General features: G+C 72.6%; 14 protein-coding genes. 5 read left to right on the plus strand and 9 right to left on the minus strand.

Translation table 11 applies throughout. The features are described from left to right. Positions 1-73 precede the first annotated feature (73 nt). Positions 74-730, minus strand: coding sequence for a TetR/AcrR family transcriptional regulator (locus tag ACZ6BB_RS31260; protein WP_471618464.1), 657 nt, complete (start codon positions 728-730; stop codon positions 74-76). A 122-nt stretch (positions 731-852) separates the two neighbouring features. Here ACZ6BB_RS31260 and ACZ6BB_RS31265 point away from each other — a divergent pair, with 122 nt between their 5' ends. Further along, positions 853-1413, plus strand: coding sequence for an NAD(P)H-dependent oxidoreductase (locus ACZ6BB_RS31265; protein WP_471618465.1), 561 nt, complete (start codon positions 853-855; stop codon positions 1411-1413). 94 nt (positions 1414-1507) lie between these two features. On the opposite strand, the gene ACZ6BB_RS31270 is transcribed toward ACZ6BB_RS31265, so the two are convergent. The 3 genes from ACZ6BB_RS31270 to ACZ6BB_RS31280 all read right to left on the minus strand — a co-directional run bounded on the left by ACZ6BB_RS31270 (position 1508) and on the right by ACZ6BB_RS31280 (position 3614). After that, the gene (locus ACZ6BB_RS31270) at positions 1508-2065 is read right to left on the minus strand and encodes a YbaK/EbsC family protein (RefSeq protein WP_471618466.1); all 558 of its coding nucleotides are present in this window, start codon (positions 2063-2065) and stop codon (positions 1508-1510) included. Between the two features lie 93 nt (positions 2066-2158). Continuing rightward, positions 2159-2731 carry a helix-turn-helix domain-containing protein gene (locus ACZ6BB_RS31275; RefSeq protein ID WP_471618467.1) on the minus strand — a complete coding sequence of 191 codons (573 nt, stop codon included), beginning with the start codon at positions 2729-2731 and terminating at the stop codon, positions 2159-2161. A gap of 103 nt (positions 2732-2834) precedes the next feature. Next, a complete protein-coding gene (locus tag ACZ6BB_RS31280) occupies positions 2835-3614 on the minus strand; it encodes an acyltransferase (protein ID WP_471618468.1) in 780 nt (259 codons plus the stop codon). A 97-nt stretch (positions 3615-3711) separates the two neighbouring features. On the opposite strand from ACZ6BB_RS31280, the gene ACZ6BB_RS31285 reads away from it, so the two are divergent. Continuing rightward, complete coding sequence (locus ACZ6BB_RS31285; protein ID WP_471618469.1) at positions 3712-4254, plus strand: gamma carbonic anhydrase family protein; 543 nt, start codon at positions 3712-3714, stop codon at positions 4252-4254. Positions 4255-4483: 229 nt separating this feature from the next. On the opposite strand, the gene ACZ6BB_RS31290 is transcribed toward ACZ6BB_RS31285, so the two are convergent. Beyond that, complete coding sequence (locus tag ACZ6BB_RS31290; RefSeq protein ID WP_471618470.1) at positions 4484-5134, minus strand: DedA family protein; 651 nt, start codon at positions 5132-5134, stop codon at positions 4484-4486. Positions 5135-5339: 205 nt separating this feature from the next. Next, positions 5340-5777: a DUF4442 domain-containing protein gene (locus ACZ6BB_RS31295; protein WP_471618540.1), complete on the minus strand. Its 438-nt coding sequence runs from the start codon at positions 5775-5777 to the stop codon at positions 5340-5342. Between the two features lie 232 nt (positions 5778-6009). Between ACZ6BB_RS31295 and ACZ6BB_RS31300 the strand changes: the two genes are divergently transcribed. Both ACZ6BB_RS31300 and ACZ6BB_RS31305 read left to right on the plus strand, forming a co-directional pair. Continuing rightward, positions 6010-7065, plus strand: a complete 1056-nt coding sequence (locus ACZ6BB_RS31300; RefSeq protein WP_471618471.1) for a DUF8017 domain-containing protein — start codon at positions 6010-6012, stop codon at positions 7063-7065. Positions 7066-7212: 147 nt separating this feature from the next. Continuing rightward, complete coding sequence (locus ACZ6BB_RS31305; RefSeq protein ID WP_471618472.1) at positions 7213-8571, plus strand: MFS transporter; 1359 nt, start codon at positions 7213-7215, stop codon at positions 8569-8571. On the opposite strand, the gene ACZ6BB_RS31310 is transcribed toward ACZ6BB_RS31305, so the two are convergent. From ACZ6BB_RS31310 to ACZ6BB_RS31320, 3 genes are all read right to left on the minus strand, one after another. Further along, positions 8533-9378 carry a spermidine synthase gene (locus ACZ6BB_RS31310; RefSeq protein ID WP_471618473.1) on the minus strand — a complete coding sequence of 282 codons (846 nt, stop codon included), beginning with the start codon at positions 9376-9378 and terminating at the stop codon, positions 8533-8535. The genes ACZ6BB_RS31305 and ACZ6BB_RS31310 overlap by 39 nt on opposite strands. A gap of 126 nt (positions 9379-9504) precedes the next feature. Next, positions 9505-10674, minus strand: a complete 1170-nt coding sequence (tuf, locus tag ACZ6BB_RS31315; RefSeq protein WP_471618474.1) for an elongation factor Tu — start codon at positions 10672-10674, stop codon at positions 9505-9507. Between the two features lie 133 nt (positions 10675-10807). Beyond that, positions 10808-10933 (minus strand): hypothetical protein, encoded by a 126-nt coding sequence (locus ACZ6BB_RS31320; RefSeq protein WP_471618545.1) that lies wholly within the window; start codon positions 10931-10933, stop codon positions 10808-10810. A gap of 255 nt (positions 10934-11188) precedes the next feature. Here ACZ6BB_RS31320 and ACZ6BB_RS31325 point away from each other — a divergent pair, with 255 nt between their 5' ends. Next, a complete protein-coding gene (locus ACZ6BB_RS31325) occupies positions 11189-11971 on the plus strand; it encodes a TVP38/TMEM64 family protein (protein ID WP_471618475.1) in 783 nt (260 codons plus the stop codon). Positions 11972-12142 lie beyond the last annotated feature (171 nt).

A 12142-nucleotide genomic window follows, 5' to 3' on the forward strand; every position in this document is an offset into this window, starting at 1 on the left:
GCTCCCCGACACCCGCCCCCCAAGTTACCAAGCGGTCGCTTTGGCTGTCCCGGTCTCCCCACGGCCCCGGCGCCTACGCGGCCACGGCCAGCCGCTCCACCAGGTCCACCCAGCCCTGCTCCAGCCGTGCGAGCGACATCCCTCGCCGCTCCACGAGATGGTCGACGAGGCCGATGTCCAGAAACCCCAGCAGGGTCTGCGCCAGCAGCTCGATGTCGCCCGTCACCCTGGCGCGGCGCAGCAGCATGCACAGGTGGCCCAGGCGGAGCTGGTTGGCCGGGCTGGTGTGACGGCGGGAGACGTCCGCGCCGGCGGCCAGGTAGAGATCACGGTGGGCGTGCTCGTGGCGGATGACGGCCACGCCGAAGGCCCGGAGCCGCTCGACGGGCGGCGCGTCGGGCCCGAGGGGCGGCGGGCCGGTCAGGAAGGCGGCCTGCAGCTCCCGCTCGTGGTGGTCGAGAAGCGCGAGCATCAGCCCGATCCGGTCGCCGAACCGCCGGAAGACGGTGCCCTTGCCCACTTCCGCGGCGGTCGCCACGGCCTCCATGGTCAGCTTGGCGGCGCCGCCGTCGGCCGCCAGTCGGGCGGCGACCTCCAGCAGCCGGGTGCGGTTGCGGGCCGCGTCCGCGCGCAGTCGAGGCTGTTCGGGGGCGGTGGAGGCGAGGTTCAGCAGTCCGTCGAGGGGGTCGGGGTCCTGAGGCGCCGGGAAGGGCGGCAGCGACTCTTTCATGAAATGAGCGTAACGCTCACCACAGAAAAGTGGACCCCGGTCCGGATAGCTGCTACAAATTTCAACGGACCCCGGTCCGCTTAGCTCTTCCCCACGTGCTCACCCTTGCTAGGAGTCAGCTCATGTCCGTACGCATCCTCGCGCTCGTCGGCAGCCTTCGCGCCGGTTCACACAACCGCCAGCTCGCCGAGGCCGCCGTGAAGCACGCCCCGGAGGGCGTCACGATCGAGCTGTACGAGGGCCTGGCCGACGTCCCGTTCTACAACGAGGACATCGACACCGAGGCCGCCCTTCCGGCCACCGCCGCGCGTCTGCGCGAGGCCGCCGGCCAGGTCGACGGCTTCCTGCTCTTCTCCCCCGAGTACAACGGCACCATCCCGGCCGTCCTGAAGAACGCCATCGACTGGCTGTCCCGCCCGTACGGCGCCGGCGCCCTCACCGGCAAGCCGGTCGCCGTGGTCGGCACCGCGTACGGCCAGTTCGGCGGCGTGTGGGCGCAGGACGAGACCCGCAAGGCCCTGGGTATCGCCGGCGCCACGGTCCTGGAGGACGCCAAGCTCTCCATCCCCGGCTCGGTCGTCCGCTTCGCCGAGACCCACCCGGCGGACGACGCCGAGGTCGTCACCGGTCTGACCGAGGTCCTGGAGCAGCTCAGCGCCCAGGCCGGCACCGTCCCCGCCTGATCGGGCACCTGTCGTACGACGCCGGGTTCCGGGCCGCGTGCCCGGGGCCCGGCGTCGGCGTTCCGGCACCCCGCCTCCCCCGGCGGGCGGCCGGTCAGACGACCCCCAGCCCCTCCAGCACGACCGCGTTGGGCAGTTCCGCGAAGGCCTTCCCCGGCACCAGCAGTTTGCCGCGCCGCCGTCCACTGCCGACCAGGACGTACGGCAGGTCGACCACGGCGGAGTCCACCAGGACCGGCCACGACGCGGGCAGCCCGACCGGGGTGATGCCGCCGTACTCCATCCCGGTCTCCCCGGTGGCGGTCTCCATCGACGCGAACGAGGCCTTGCGGGCGCCGAGCCGGCGGCGGACCACGCCGTTGACGTCGACTCGGGTGGTGGAGAGCACCACACACGCGGCCAGGCTCGACTCGCCGCCCCGCCTGCCCGCGACGACCACGCAGTTCGCGGACGTGTCGAGCAGGTCCTGCCCGTAGTGCTGGACGAACACGGCGGTGTCGGCCCACTCCGGGTCCGTCTCGACGTACAGGATCCGGTCGGCGGGCACGCCGCCGGACCAGGCGCGAACGGCGTCGGAGACCGGACCCACGAGGTCGTCGAGGCAGTCGGGGGCGGGGGTGGCGTGGTCGAAGTCTCCGATGGGTGCGCGCATGGGCCGCACGGTAACAAAGGGCGCCGGACGGCAGGGACGGCCCACTCGGCGCACGGCCGGGACAGCCATTCGGTGCACGGCCGGGACGGCCACTCAGTGCACGGCCGGCACCGACACCGTCAGCACCATCCGGGTCGGCACGTCCGCCCGGTTCGCGTACTCGTGCGCCGCGTTGGCCTCGAAGGTGACACTCGCGCCGGCCGGCACTCGGTACTCCGTGCCCTCGACGGTGAGGGTCAGCTCGCCCGCCGTGACATGGGCGATCTCGACCGTGCCCACGGGGTGCGGGTCGGACCGGCTGCCCTCGCCGGGCATCAGCAGCCAGTCCCACATCTCCAGCGGGCCGGGCGCCTCCGCACCGGCCAGCAGCTTGCTGTGGCTGCCCGCCTCGGTGTGCCAGAGCCGGACCACCTGCTCGGCCGGCACGATCCGGACCCTGGGCCCCCGCTCGTAGTCGAGCAGGGTGGTGATGCTGACCCCGAGCGCGTCCCCGATCTTCACGACGGTGCCGATGCTGGGGTTGGTGCGGGCCTGCTCGATCTGGATGAGCATTCCGCGGCTGACGCCGGCGCGGGTCGCGAGGGCGTCCAGGGTGAACCCCCGCTCGGTGCGCCAGCGCTTGACGTTGCGCGCCAGGGACTGGGTCAGCAGATCGAGATCCGACACATTCCGTCCAATATCTTCCATGGAGAGTTCACTGCGAGGCGCCGCAGCGGGGTGCACCGGACACGCACCGAACTGTACTGCGCGGGGCCGCGGCCTTGATCGCCTAGGCGGACTCCCCCGCCCCCTCCGCGTCCCACTCGGCCAGGGCCAGCAGCTGCTCCGGCGTGACCCCGTCGGGGATCGGCACCGGCGCGGGCGTCCGGATCGGCGGCTGCCATCCCTCGACGGGATCCCAGCGCCGCACGACCCGCGCGGGCGCCCCCGCCACCACCGAGTGGTCCGGCACCACCCCCCGCACCACGGCTCCCGCGGCCACCACCACGTTCCGCCCGACCCGTGCGCCGGGGAGGATCACCGCACCCGTGCCGATCCAGCAGCCCGGCCCGATGGACACCGGGTCCATCCGCGGCCACTGCTTCCCGATCGGCTCGTGCGGGTCGTCGTAGGAGTGGTTCGTGGACGTCACGTACACGTACGGGCCGAAGTAGCAGTCGCTGCCGATGGTGACGGTGGTGTCGGCGATGACGTGGCTGCCCCGGCCGAGGACGACACCGTCACCGATGCGCAGGATCGGTTCCGCGCCGAGGTCCAGATCGGGCATCAGCCCGGCGGTGAGGGTGACCTGCTCGCCGATGATGCAGTGGGAGCCGAGCTGGATCCACGGCTCACCGAAGACCGTGCCGAGCGGGAAGGCCAGCCTGGTACCTGTTCCCATCGCGCCGAACCGGAAGCCGCCGGGCCGGTCGGCCGTCACCGAGCCAGTGCGCTGCAGCCACGCCCAGCCCGCGTGGACGGCGCGCTGCACGAGGCGGCCCCACCAGGACGAGAACGTGTTCTTGCTTTTCGGCACCCGCTCACGGTACTCACCGCGCGCCACGCGCATGACGCCGTACGGCTGTGATCTTCACCCCACGGGATGCGAGCGCCATGGCTTACGGTGCGGGTGAGGACTGATCCTCACCCACCACCAGGAGGCGGCGATGAACCGGCAGCGGGCCCTGATCACGACGTTCGGCGGCAACAAGCCGGATGTGGAGGAGGCCGCGTTCGTCTCCCCCACGTCGGTGGTGATCGGCGACGTGACGCTGCGGCCGGGGTCGAGCGTCTGGTACGGGGCCGTGCTGCGGGCCGAGTTCGAGCCGATCGTGATCGGCGCGGACGCCAACGTCCAGGACAACTGCACGCTGCACGTCGACCCCGGGTTCCCGGTCTCGATCGGCGCGCGGGTCTCCATCGGGCACAACGCGGTGGTGCACGGGGCGACCGTCGAGGACGACTGCCTGATCGGGATGGGCGCGACGGTGCTGAACGGCGCGGTGATCGGGGCGGGGTCGCTGGTGGCCGCGCAGGCGCTGGTCCCGCAGGGGATGCGGGTACCGCCGGGCTCGCTGGTCGCGGGCGTGCCGGCGAAGGTGAAGCGGCCGCTCACCGACGAGGAACGGGAGTCGGTGACCCTGAACGGCACGCACTACACGGAACTGGCCGCGGCGCACCGGGAGGCGCAGGAGGAGTACGGCGCGTAGGCCGTGTGCGGGGCGGGGGCCGGTGTTTCGGTAGGGCCCCGCGCCCGGTGTTTCGGTTCGGGGCCGGGGCCCGGCGTTTCGGTTCGGGCCGGGGCCCGGCGCTTCGGTTCGGACCCGAGACCGGTGCTCCGGTTCGGGCTCGGACTCGGGCCCGGTCTCGCCGTCTTCGCGTCGCGCCGGCGCGGCAGGGCGCCGGGGCCGCACCTTCAGGTGCCCGGCCCCGCGCCGCTCAGGAGTCGGCGGGGACCAGTTCCCCCTCGGACCTCTCCGCCGCTTCCGCCGCCTTCTTCGCCTTGCGCTTGATCACCAGCATCGACGTGACGCCGATGAGGACGGCCAGGACCAGGCCCAGCCAGGAGAAGCGCTTGAGCCATGCCTCGGCGACGACTCCGACGTAGTAGATGACGGCCGTGGTGCCGCCCGCCCAGAGGATGCCGCCGAGCACGTTGGCGACGAGGAAGCGCCAGTACGGCATCTGCAGGACACCGGCGAGGGGGCCGGCGAAGATGCGCAGGAGGGCGATGAAACGGCCGAAGAAGACGGCCCACATGCCCCAGCGGTCGAACGAGCGCTCGGCGACGGCGATATTGCTCTCGCTGAAGTGTTTGGGGAACCGCCGGTTGAGCTTGGCCAGCAGCGGGCGGCCGCCCTTGCGGCCGATCGCGTAGCCGATGGAGTCGCCGATGATCGCCCCGGCGGTGGCGCAGGCGCCCAGGACGAACGGGTCGATCTCACCGTGCTGGGAGGCGAGCAGCGCCGAGGAGACCAGGATGATCTCGCCCGGCAGCGGGATGCCCAGGCTCTCCAGGCCGATGACCAGCCCCACCAGCAGATAGATGGCGAGCGGGGGCACTGTTTCGAGCCACTCCTGGACGTGCAAGACCGGTTCCTCCCGTGTAGCGGTTCAAAGCCCCCGGCGTGCGCTCGCGACGGAGCGCACGCCGGGGCAGCCTACCCGCTTACTCGGACGGCGACGGAGCCCTCCGGGTTGTCCCGCGGGCCGCATCGTCGCTCGGCGCGCACGGTCGCACCCGGCGCGTCGCGGCGCCCGAGGAGGTGGGGGTCAGGTGTGGATCGGATGCGGATCAGGTGTTGGGGCGCAGGGTCCAGACCACCGTCATCTCGCCCGTCACGGCACCGTCGGCGCGGTGAATGGCGACGGTGACGGGGAACTCGGGGCGCCGGCCGGCGTCGAGTTCGGCGACGACCTCGGCAGCCGGGCGGCCCAGGGTGGCGGTGGCCGTGACGGGGCCCATCGCGAGCTTGCGGTAGGTGATCTCCGCGCTGACGGCGAGCGGCACGGCGCGGGAGAGCTGGTCCCCGAACGCGGCGAGCACGATCGCCCCGCTCGCCGACTCGCCCAGCGTGAACATCGCGCCGGCGTGCGGCCCGCCGACGTGGTTGTGGAACTCGCCCTGGTCCGGCAGCGACACCACGGCCTTCTCCGGCGTGGTCTCCAGGAACTCCAGCTTTAGGGTCCTGGCCATCGGCACGGTGGCGGCGAGCATCTCGCCGATCGACATCTGGTCTGCGCTCATACCGCGAGGTTACCCACGAGTAGCCATGCCTGGCCAGGGGCGGTCGCCCGGCCGTCGAAACCGTTCGCGGACAGGAACGACGAAGTCGCCCGCGCGGACCGTCCGTTCACCGGACCCGGTCACCCGGAACCGATTTGGAAGCGTTCGTCCCGAGTGCAAAGACGCTTCCCGGACTCCCGTGGCACCCCGCCCCTCGGCGCATCTATGGTTACGAGCCATGTGGCCAGGACAGCAGCAGCCGCCCGGGGGCGAGCACCAACCGCAGCAGCCGAATCCGTACCAGCAGCCGGGGTACGACCAGTCGGGTCAGCAGGGATACCAGCAGCCGGGGTACCAGCAACCCAACCCCTACCAGCAGCCCGGATACCAGTCGACGGGGCAGCAGCCCACGTACGGGCAGCAACCGCAGTGGGGCGCGCAGGGCCCGGCGGGCCCGCCGGTGCCGCCGGGCGGAGGCGGCGGCAACCGGACGAAGCTGATCGCGATCATCTCGGCCACGGCCGTCGTCGTGGCGGCCGGCGTGACGGGCTTCCTGGTCCTCGGGGGCGACAAGGACAAGGACAAGTCGTCGGCGCAGCCCTCCTCTTCGTCTTCGGCCTCCCCGTCACCGACCGCGTCCGAGAGCACCGAGGACAACCCGCGCGGCGAGGACGCCGGAGCGAAGCCGACCATCGCGGGCTGGAAGGTCGTCGTCAACCCCAAGTGGGGCACGGCCTTCGACGTGCCCCCCGAGTGGGCCGTCCAGTCGGCCGACACCTTCATCGGCTTCGAGGACGACAAGAAGGGCGACGGGTCGGTCCTCATCGGCATGTCGGCACCCGCCATCCTCAAGGAGAAGTGGTGCACGTCCGACGACGACAAGGACGGCAACGAGGAGACGAGTTCGCTGGCCGCCGCGGGCACCAAGGGCCAGCAGGGCGCCAAGGGCACCGAGGACGTCGCCCGCAACGACTCGGCGTGGTGGGTCTTCGGCGGCTACACCGACCAGAAGGACGGCGCCAAGAAGAAGATGACCATCGGCAAGCCCAAGGCGTACACCACGACGTCGGGCGTCGAGGGAAGTGTCGCGACGACCTATTCGAAGGGTGTCACCAAGAAGGGCAAGTGCGACACCGACGGCAAGGCGACCACGTTCGCCTTCAAGAACTCGGCCGGTGACTACGTCTCCTGGACCTTCCACGGCGCCAAGGACGTCAAGGACGAGGTCCCGGACGCGACGGTGCAGAAGATCCTCAGCACGGTACGGCTGTACGGCGAACCGACGGGCGGCTGAGCCCGCGCCGGATGCCGGGGCGGGGGCGGGGGCCGTCGGCGAAGCCGTCCCCTCCGGGAGTCGGTCCGGGCCGGCGCCGGCCCGATCTGGCCCCTTCTCCCGCGGAAACGGTTTTGCAGAAGAGGACGGGGCGGCGATAGTCGGCGGGTGACCACTCCCACCGCCGCACGCCGCCCCGCCTGGGCGGGTCGCAACCACACCCTGCTGACGACGGCCTCCGTCGTCACCGGACTCGGCAGCAACGGCGCCCTGATCGCAGCCGCGTTCGCGGTGCTGGACGCAGGCGGCGACGGCGGTGACATCGGTCTGGTCGCGGCGGCCCGCACGCTGCCGCTGGTGCTCTTCCTGCTGATCGGCGGGGCGGTCGCGGACCGCCTCCCCCGGCACCGGGTGATGGTCGCGGCGAACACCCTCAACTGCCTCTCCCAGGCCGTCTTCGCCGTGCTCGTGCTCACCGGCGAGGCCCGTCTCTGGCAGATGATGCTGCTCTCCGCGCTCGGCGGCACCGGCCAGGCGTTCTTCGGCCCGGCGGCCGAGGGCATGCTGCTGTCCTCGGTCACCGCCGAACAGGCGGGCCGGGCCTTCGCACTGTTCCGCTTCGCCACGCAGGGCGCGACCATGACGGGCGCGGCCCTCGGCGGCGCCCTGGTCGCGGTGATCGGCCCCGGCTGGGTGCTCGCGGTGGACGCCGTCGCCTTCGCGTGCGCCGGCGCCCTGCGCGCCTTCCTCGACGTGAGCCACATACCCGAGCGCGAGCCGGGACACGGCATGCTCGCCGATCTCCGGGACGGCTGGCGCGAGTTCACCGGCCGTACCTGGCTGTGGGCGATCGTCGTCCAGTTCTCCCTGGTGAACGCCGTGATGGTCGCGGCCGACGCGGTCTACGGCCCCCAGGTCGCCGACGACAGTCTCGGCGGCCCCGGCCCCTGGGGCCTGGCGCTGGCCCTGTTCGGGGCCGGCAACGCCGCGGGGGCGCTGCTCATGACCCGCTGGAAACCGCGCCGCCTCCTCTTCGTGGGCGTCCTGTGCGTCTTCCCGTTCGCCCTGCCGAGCGCCGCGCTCGCCGTGCCGGCACCGATCGCCGTCCTGTGCCTGGCCATGTTCGTCAGCGGTCTGTCGATCGAGGTGTTCGGTGTCTCCTGGATGACCGCGCTGCACCAGGAGATCCCCGAGGACAAGCTGTCCCGTGTCTCGGCCTACGACTGGTTCGGCTCGGTGGCGATGGTGCCGCTCGCCGCCGCGCTGGCGGGCCCGGCGGAGAGTGCGTTCGGGCGTACGGCGGCCCTGTGGGGCTGCGCCGCACTGTGCGTGGGGGCCACGGCGGCGGTGCTGTGCGTCCGGGACGTGCGGAACCTGACCAGGCACACCGTGCCGGTGGCGCTGGCGAAACCCGACGCCGAGCCCGCCAACGCTCCTGCTGCCGGTCCCGAGGCCAGGGCCGAGGCCGCGCTCCCCGCCGACACCGGCTCAGCCGATACGGAAGGCTCCGTCCGGCGGCTCGGGTGACGGTACGGCGTCCTGCGCACGCACGGGCGCGGTGTCGCCGATGAACCGGCGCAGTTCCGGGCCGTGTTCGACCCGCGCCGGGAAGGCGTCGGCGGCGGTGCGCCGGGCCAGGGCGGCGATGTCGGGCGGCTGATGGGATGCGACCAGCACGGCGTTCCCGAACCTCCGGCCGCGCAGCACCCCCGGCTCGGCGATCAGCACCAGTTCCTCGAACACCGTGGCTAGCGTGGCCAGTTGGGACCGCAGAAATGCGAAGGGCGCGGCGTCGGCCAGATTCGCGAGGTACATCCCGTCCGCGCGCAGCACCCGCTCGGCGGCCCGCGCGTACGCCACGGTCGTCAGGTGCGCCGGGATCCGTGAGCCTCGGAACACGTCCCCCACGATCACGTCGGCCGAGTCCGCGGGGGCCGCTTCGAGCCATTCCCCGGCGTCCGCGCCGTGCAGGACGATCCGCGCGTCGCCGGGCAGCGGCAACCGTTCGACGACGAGGTCCAGCAGCCCCAGGTCGTACTCGACGACCTCCTGGCGGGACCCCGGCCGGGTGGCGGCGACGTACCGGGGCAGCGTGAGCGCGCCCCCGCCGAGGTGCAGGACGTCGAGCGCCCGCCCCGGCTCCGCCGCCGTGTCCAGCACGTGCCCGAGCCGTCGCGTGTACTCGAACTCCAGATGCGCCGGCTCGTCCAGGTCCACGTACGACTGCGGTGCCCCGTCCACGGTCAGCAGCCAGGCCCGTTCCCGGTCGACGTCGGGCATGAGCTTGGCGGTCCCCTGGTCGATGGCCCGGGAGACGGGTATGGCTTCGTTCACGGCCCCATTGTGCCGGTCGGGGCCCCGGCCGGCGGACCGTCGAAGCGGCCCCGGGACGGGCGCGGGGGCCGCGTGACCGGCCGAACACCGGCCCGCGGCCCCCACGCCCCTGACGTCCCGCCCGGCCTAGCGCACGGCCGTCACGGTCCCCGCCCCCACGGTCCGGCCGCCCTCGCGGATCGCGAACCCGAGACCGGGCTCCAACGGAACCTCCCGGCCCAGCTCCACGCTCATCGTGACCCGGTCGCCGGGCCGGGCGACGGCGGTCTCACCTAGGTCCACGTCCCCGACGACGTCCGCCGTACGGATGTAGAACTGCGGCCGGTACCCGGTGGACACCGGGGTCGATCGCCCGCCCTCGCGCGCCGACAGCACGTACACCTGCGCGGTGAAGTGCCGCCGGGGCTCCACACTGCCGGGCGCGGCCACCACGTGCCCGCGCCGGACGGCGTCCCGGCCGACCCCGCGCAGCAGCAGCGCCACGTTGTCCCCGGCCTGCGCCTCCGCCATCGGCTTGCCGAAGGTCTCCAGCCCGGTGACGACCGTCTCCACCTCGGCGCCGAGCACCTCGACCCGGTCCCCCACATGGATCGTGCCGCGCTCGACGGCACCCGTGACGACGGTCCCCCGGCCCGTGATCGTGAGGACGTTCTCCACGGACAGCAGGAACGGCGCGTCCAGATACCGTTCGGGCATCGGGACGTACGTGTCCACCGCGTCCAGCAGCGCGTCGATGGACGCCGTCCACCGCGGGTCCCCTTCCAGCGCCTTGAGCCCGGACACCCGGACGACCGGTACGGAGTCGCCGCCGTACCCGTGCGCGGTGAGCAGCTCACGGACCTCCAGCTCGACGAGGTCGATCAGGTCCTCGTCGCCCGCGTCTGCCTTGTTCAGCGCGACGACGACGTGGTTCACCCCCACCTGCCGGGCCAGCAGCACGTGTTCGGCGGTCTGCGGCATGATCCCGTCGAGCGCGGAGACCACGAGGATCGCCCCGTCGAGCTGCGCGGCCCCGGTGACCATGTTCTTGACGTAGTCGGCGTGCCCGGGCATGTCGACGTGCGCGTAGTGCCGGGTGTCGGTCTCGTACTCGACGTGCGCGATGTTGATGGTGATGCCCCGCGCCGCCTCCTCCGGGGCGCGGTCGATGCGGTCGAACGGCACGAACGTGCCGGACCCGCGCTCGGCCAGGACCTTGGTGATGGCGGCGGTCAGGGTGGTCTTGCCGTGGTCGACGTGGCCCATGGTGCCGATGTTCAGATGTGGTTTCGTGCGGACGTAGGCGGTCTTGGACATGGCGGAACCTCGAAGTCTCTTCAGCGGTACCGAGTGAGGTCCCGGGCGCGACTACGGGCGCTGCCGGGACGGGGACCCCGAGGTCTTGCCGACCCTCCCCCTGCGGGGTCCGCCGGAATGTGTCCGGGAAGGGTCAGCTTCGGGCGCCGTCTGCGGCGGCCACGACGATCAGAAGGGCAGCCTTCGGGGCATCCGCGCCTGTGGCGGATGCGGCGAGAGCGAAGGCGTGCCGGAACATGTCGTCGATCATCGTCGACAAGTCGGCTCCCGTCGAATGGTTTTCGGTACGGGCGGGTTCCGGGAGGGAGCCGAAGAGAGATGGTTCACAGGGGGCGCCCGCGGTGAACGGGGTCCGGGCCGGGACCGTGTTCCGGAAGGCGCAGGCGGCGCGGTGCGCGGTGCCCCCGGGGGAGCTGGGCCCACCCGGGCCGGTGGGCCTTGCGGTACGCCCGCCGTGACCCCCGTGAGACGTTCCGCGGGGCATACACGTACATGGGTCGGTTACCGTCGACGAATGCTCGATGCCACCACCCGCTCTGGGGGCACCGCCACGGTCCTTCCCCGGACCGCCGCCACGGAGCTCGCCGTCGCCACGCCCGTCGCCGTTCCAGCCGTGCCCCTGGGACGGGCCGCCCGCTGGGGCAGAGCGCTGCTCGCTCCATGGGCCCGCTTCTCGTTCCTCGTGGTGCTGCTCCTGGGCGCCATTGCGACCGTCCTGCTGTTCGAGCCACAGCGGCTGCTGGCCGACGGCTGGCCGCCCCAGCTGAGCGGAGCCGCGGCGGTCGTGATGTTCGCGGTGGCGTACGGGCTGTGCACGGTCGCCTTCGTGCCGCGGCCGATCCTCAACATCGCGGCGGGCGCGCTCTTCGGTTCCCAGCTGGGTCTGGCCTCGGCGCTCAGCGGTACGGTCCTCGGCGCCGGCATCGCCTTCGGCCTGGGCCGGCTGCTCGGGCAGGACGCCCTGCGACCCCTGCTCCGCCACCGCTGGCTGAAGTCGGCGGACGGCCAGCTCAGCCGCCACGGCTTCCGGTCGATGCTGGCGGCCCGGCTGTTCCCCGGAGTGCCCTTCTGGGCGGCGAACTACTGCGCGTCGGTCTCCCGTATGGGCTACCTCCCCTTCTTGCTGGCCACCGCGCTCGGCTCGATCCCGAACACCGCCGCGTACGCGGTCGCCGGGGCCCGGGCCTCGTCCCCGACCTCCCCGGCGTTCCTGATCGCCATGGCCTGCATCGCGGTCCCGGCCCTGATGGGCGCCGCGGTGGCCTGGCGCAAACGCCACCACCTGCGCACCCGCTGACCTCGCGGGCGGGAGCGGCCCGGCGGGGCGTCCGCCCGCTTCGGGAGCGGGGACCCGCGCGAACGGCCCCTCCCCGTCGGCGACCGGCACCTGCCCGACCGGCGACCGGTCCGACGACCGACCGGTCCGCGCCCGACGGCGACCGGCCCGACGACCGTCACGTCGACCGGT

It is taken from the genome of Streptomyces sp. NPDC041108 (assembly GCF_055592645.1).

Coding starts and splice junctions, on each gene's coding strand:
- ACZ6BB_RS31260 (WP_471618464.1), bottom strand. CDS start 730: ATGAAAGAGTCGCTGCCGCCCTTCCCGGCGCCTCAGGACCCCGACCCC.
- ACZ6BB_RS31265 (WP_471618465.1), top strand. CDS start 853: ATGTCCGTACGCATCCTCGCGCTCGTCGGCAGCCTTCGCGCCGGTTCA.
- ACZ6BB_RS31270 (WP_471618466.1), bottom strand. CDS start 2,065: ATGCGCGCACCCATCGGAGACTTCGACCACGCCACCCCCGCCCCCGAC.
- ACZ6BB_RS31280 (WP_471618468.1), bottom strand. CDS start 3,614: ATGCGCGTGGCGCGCGGTGAGTACCGTGAGCGGGTGCCGAAAAGCAAG.
- ACZ6BB_RS31285 (WP_471618469.1), top strand. CDS start 3,712: ATGAACCGGCAGCGGGCCCTGATCACGACGTTCGGCGGCAACAAGCCG.
- ACZ6BB_RS31295 (WP_471618540.1), bottom strand. CDS start 5,777: ATGTCGATCGGCGAGATGCTCGCCGCCACCGTGCCGATGGCCAGGACC.
- ACZ6BB_RS31300 (WP_471618471.1), top strand. CDS start 6,010: ATGTGGCCAGGACAGCAGCAGCCGCCCGGGGGCGAGCACCAACCGCAG.
- tuf (WP_471618474.1), bottom strand. CDS start 10,674: ATGTCCAAGACCGCCTACGTCCGCACGAAACCACATCTGAACATCGGC.
- ACZ6BB_RS31325 (WP_471618475.1), top strand. CDS start 11,189: ATGCTCGATGCCACCACCCGCTCTGGGGGCACCGCCACGGTCCTTCCC.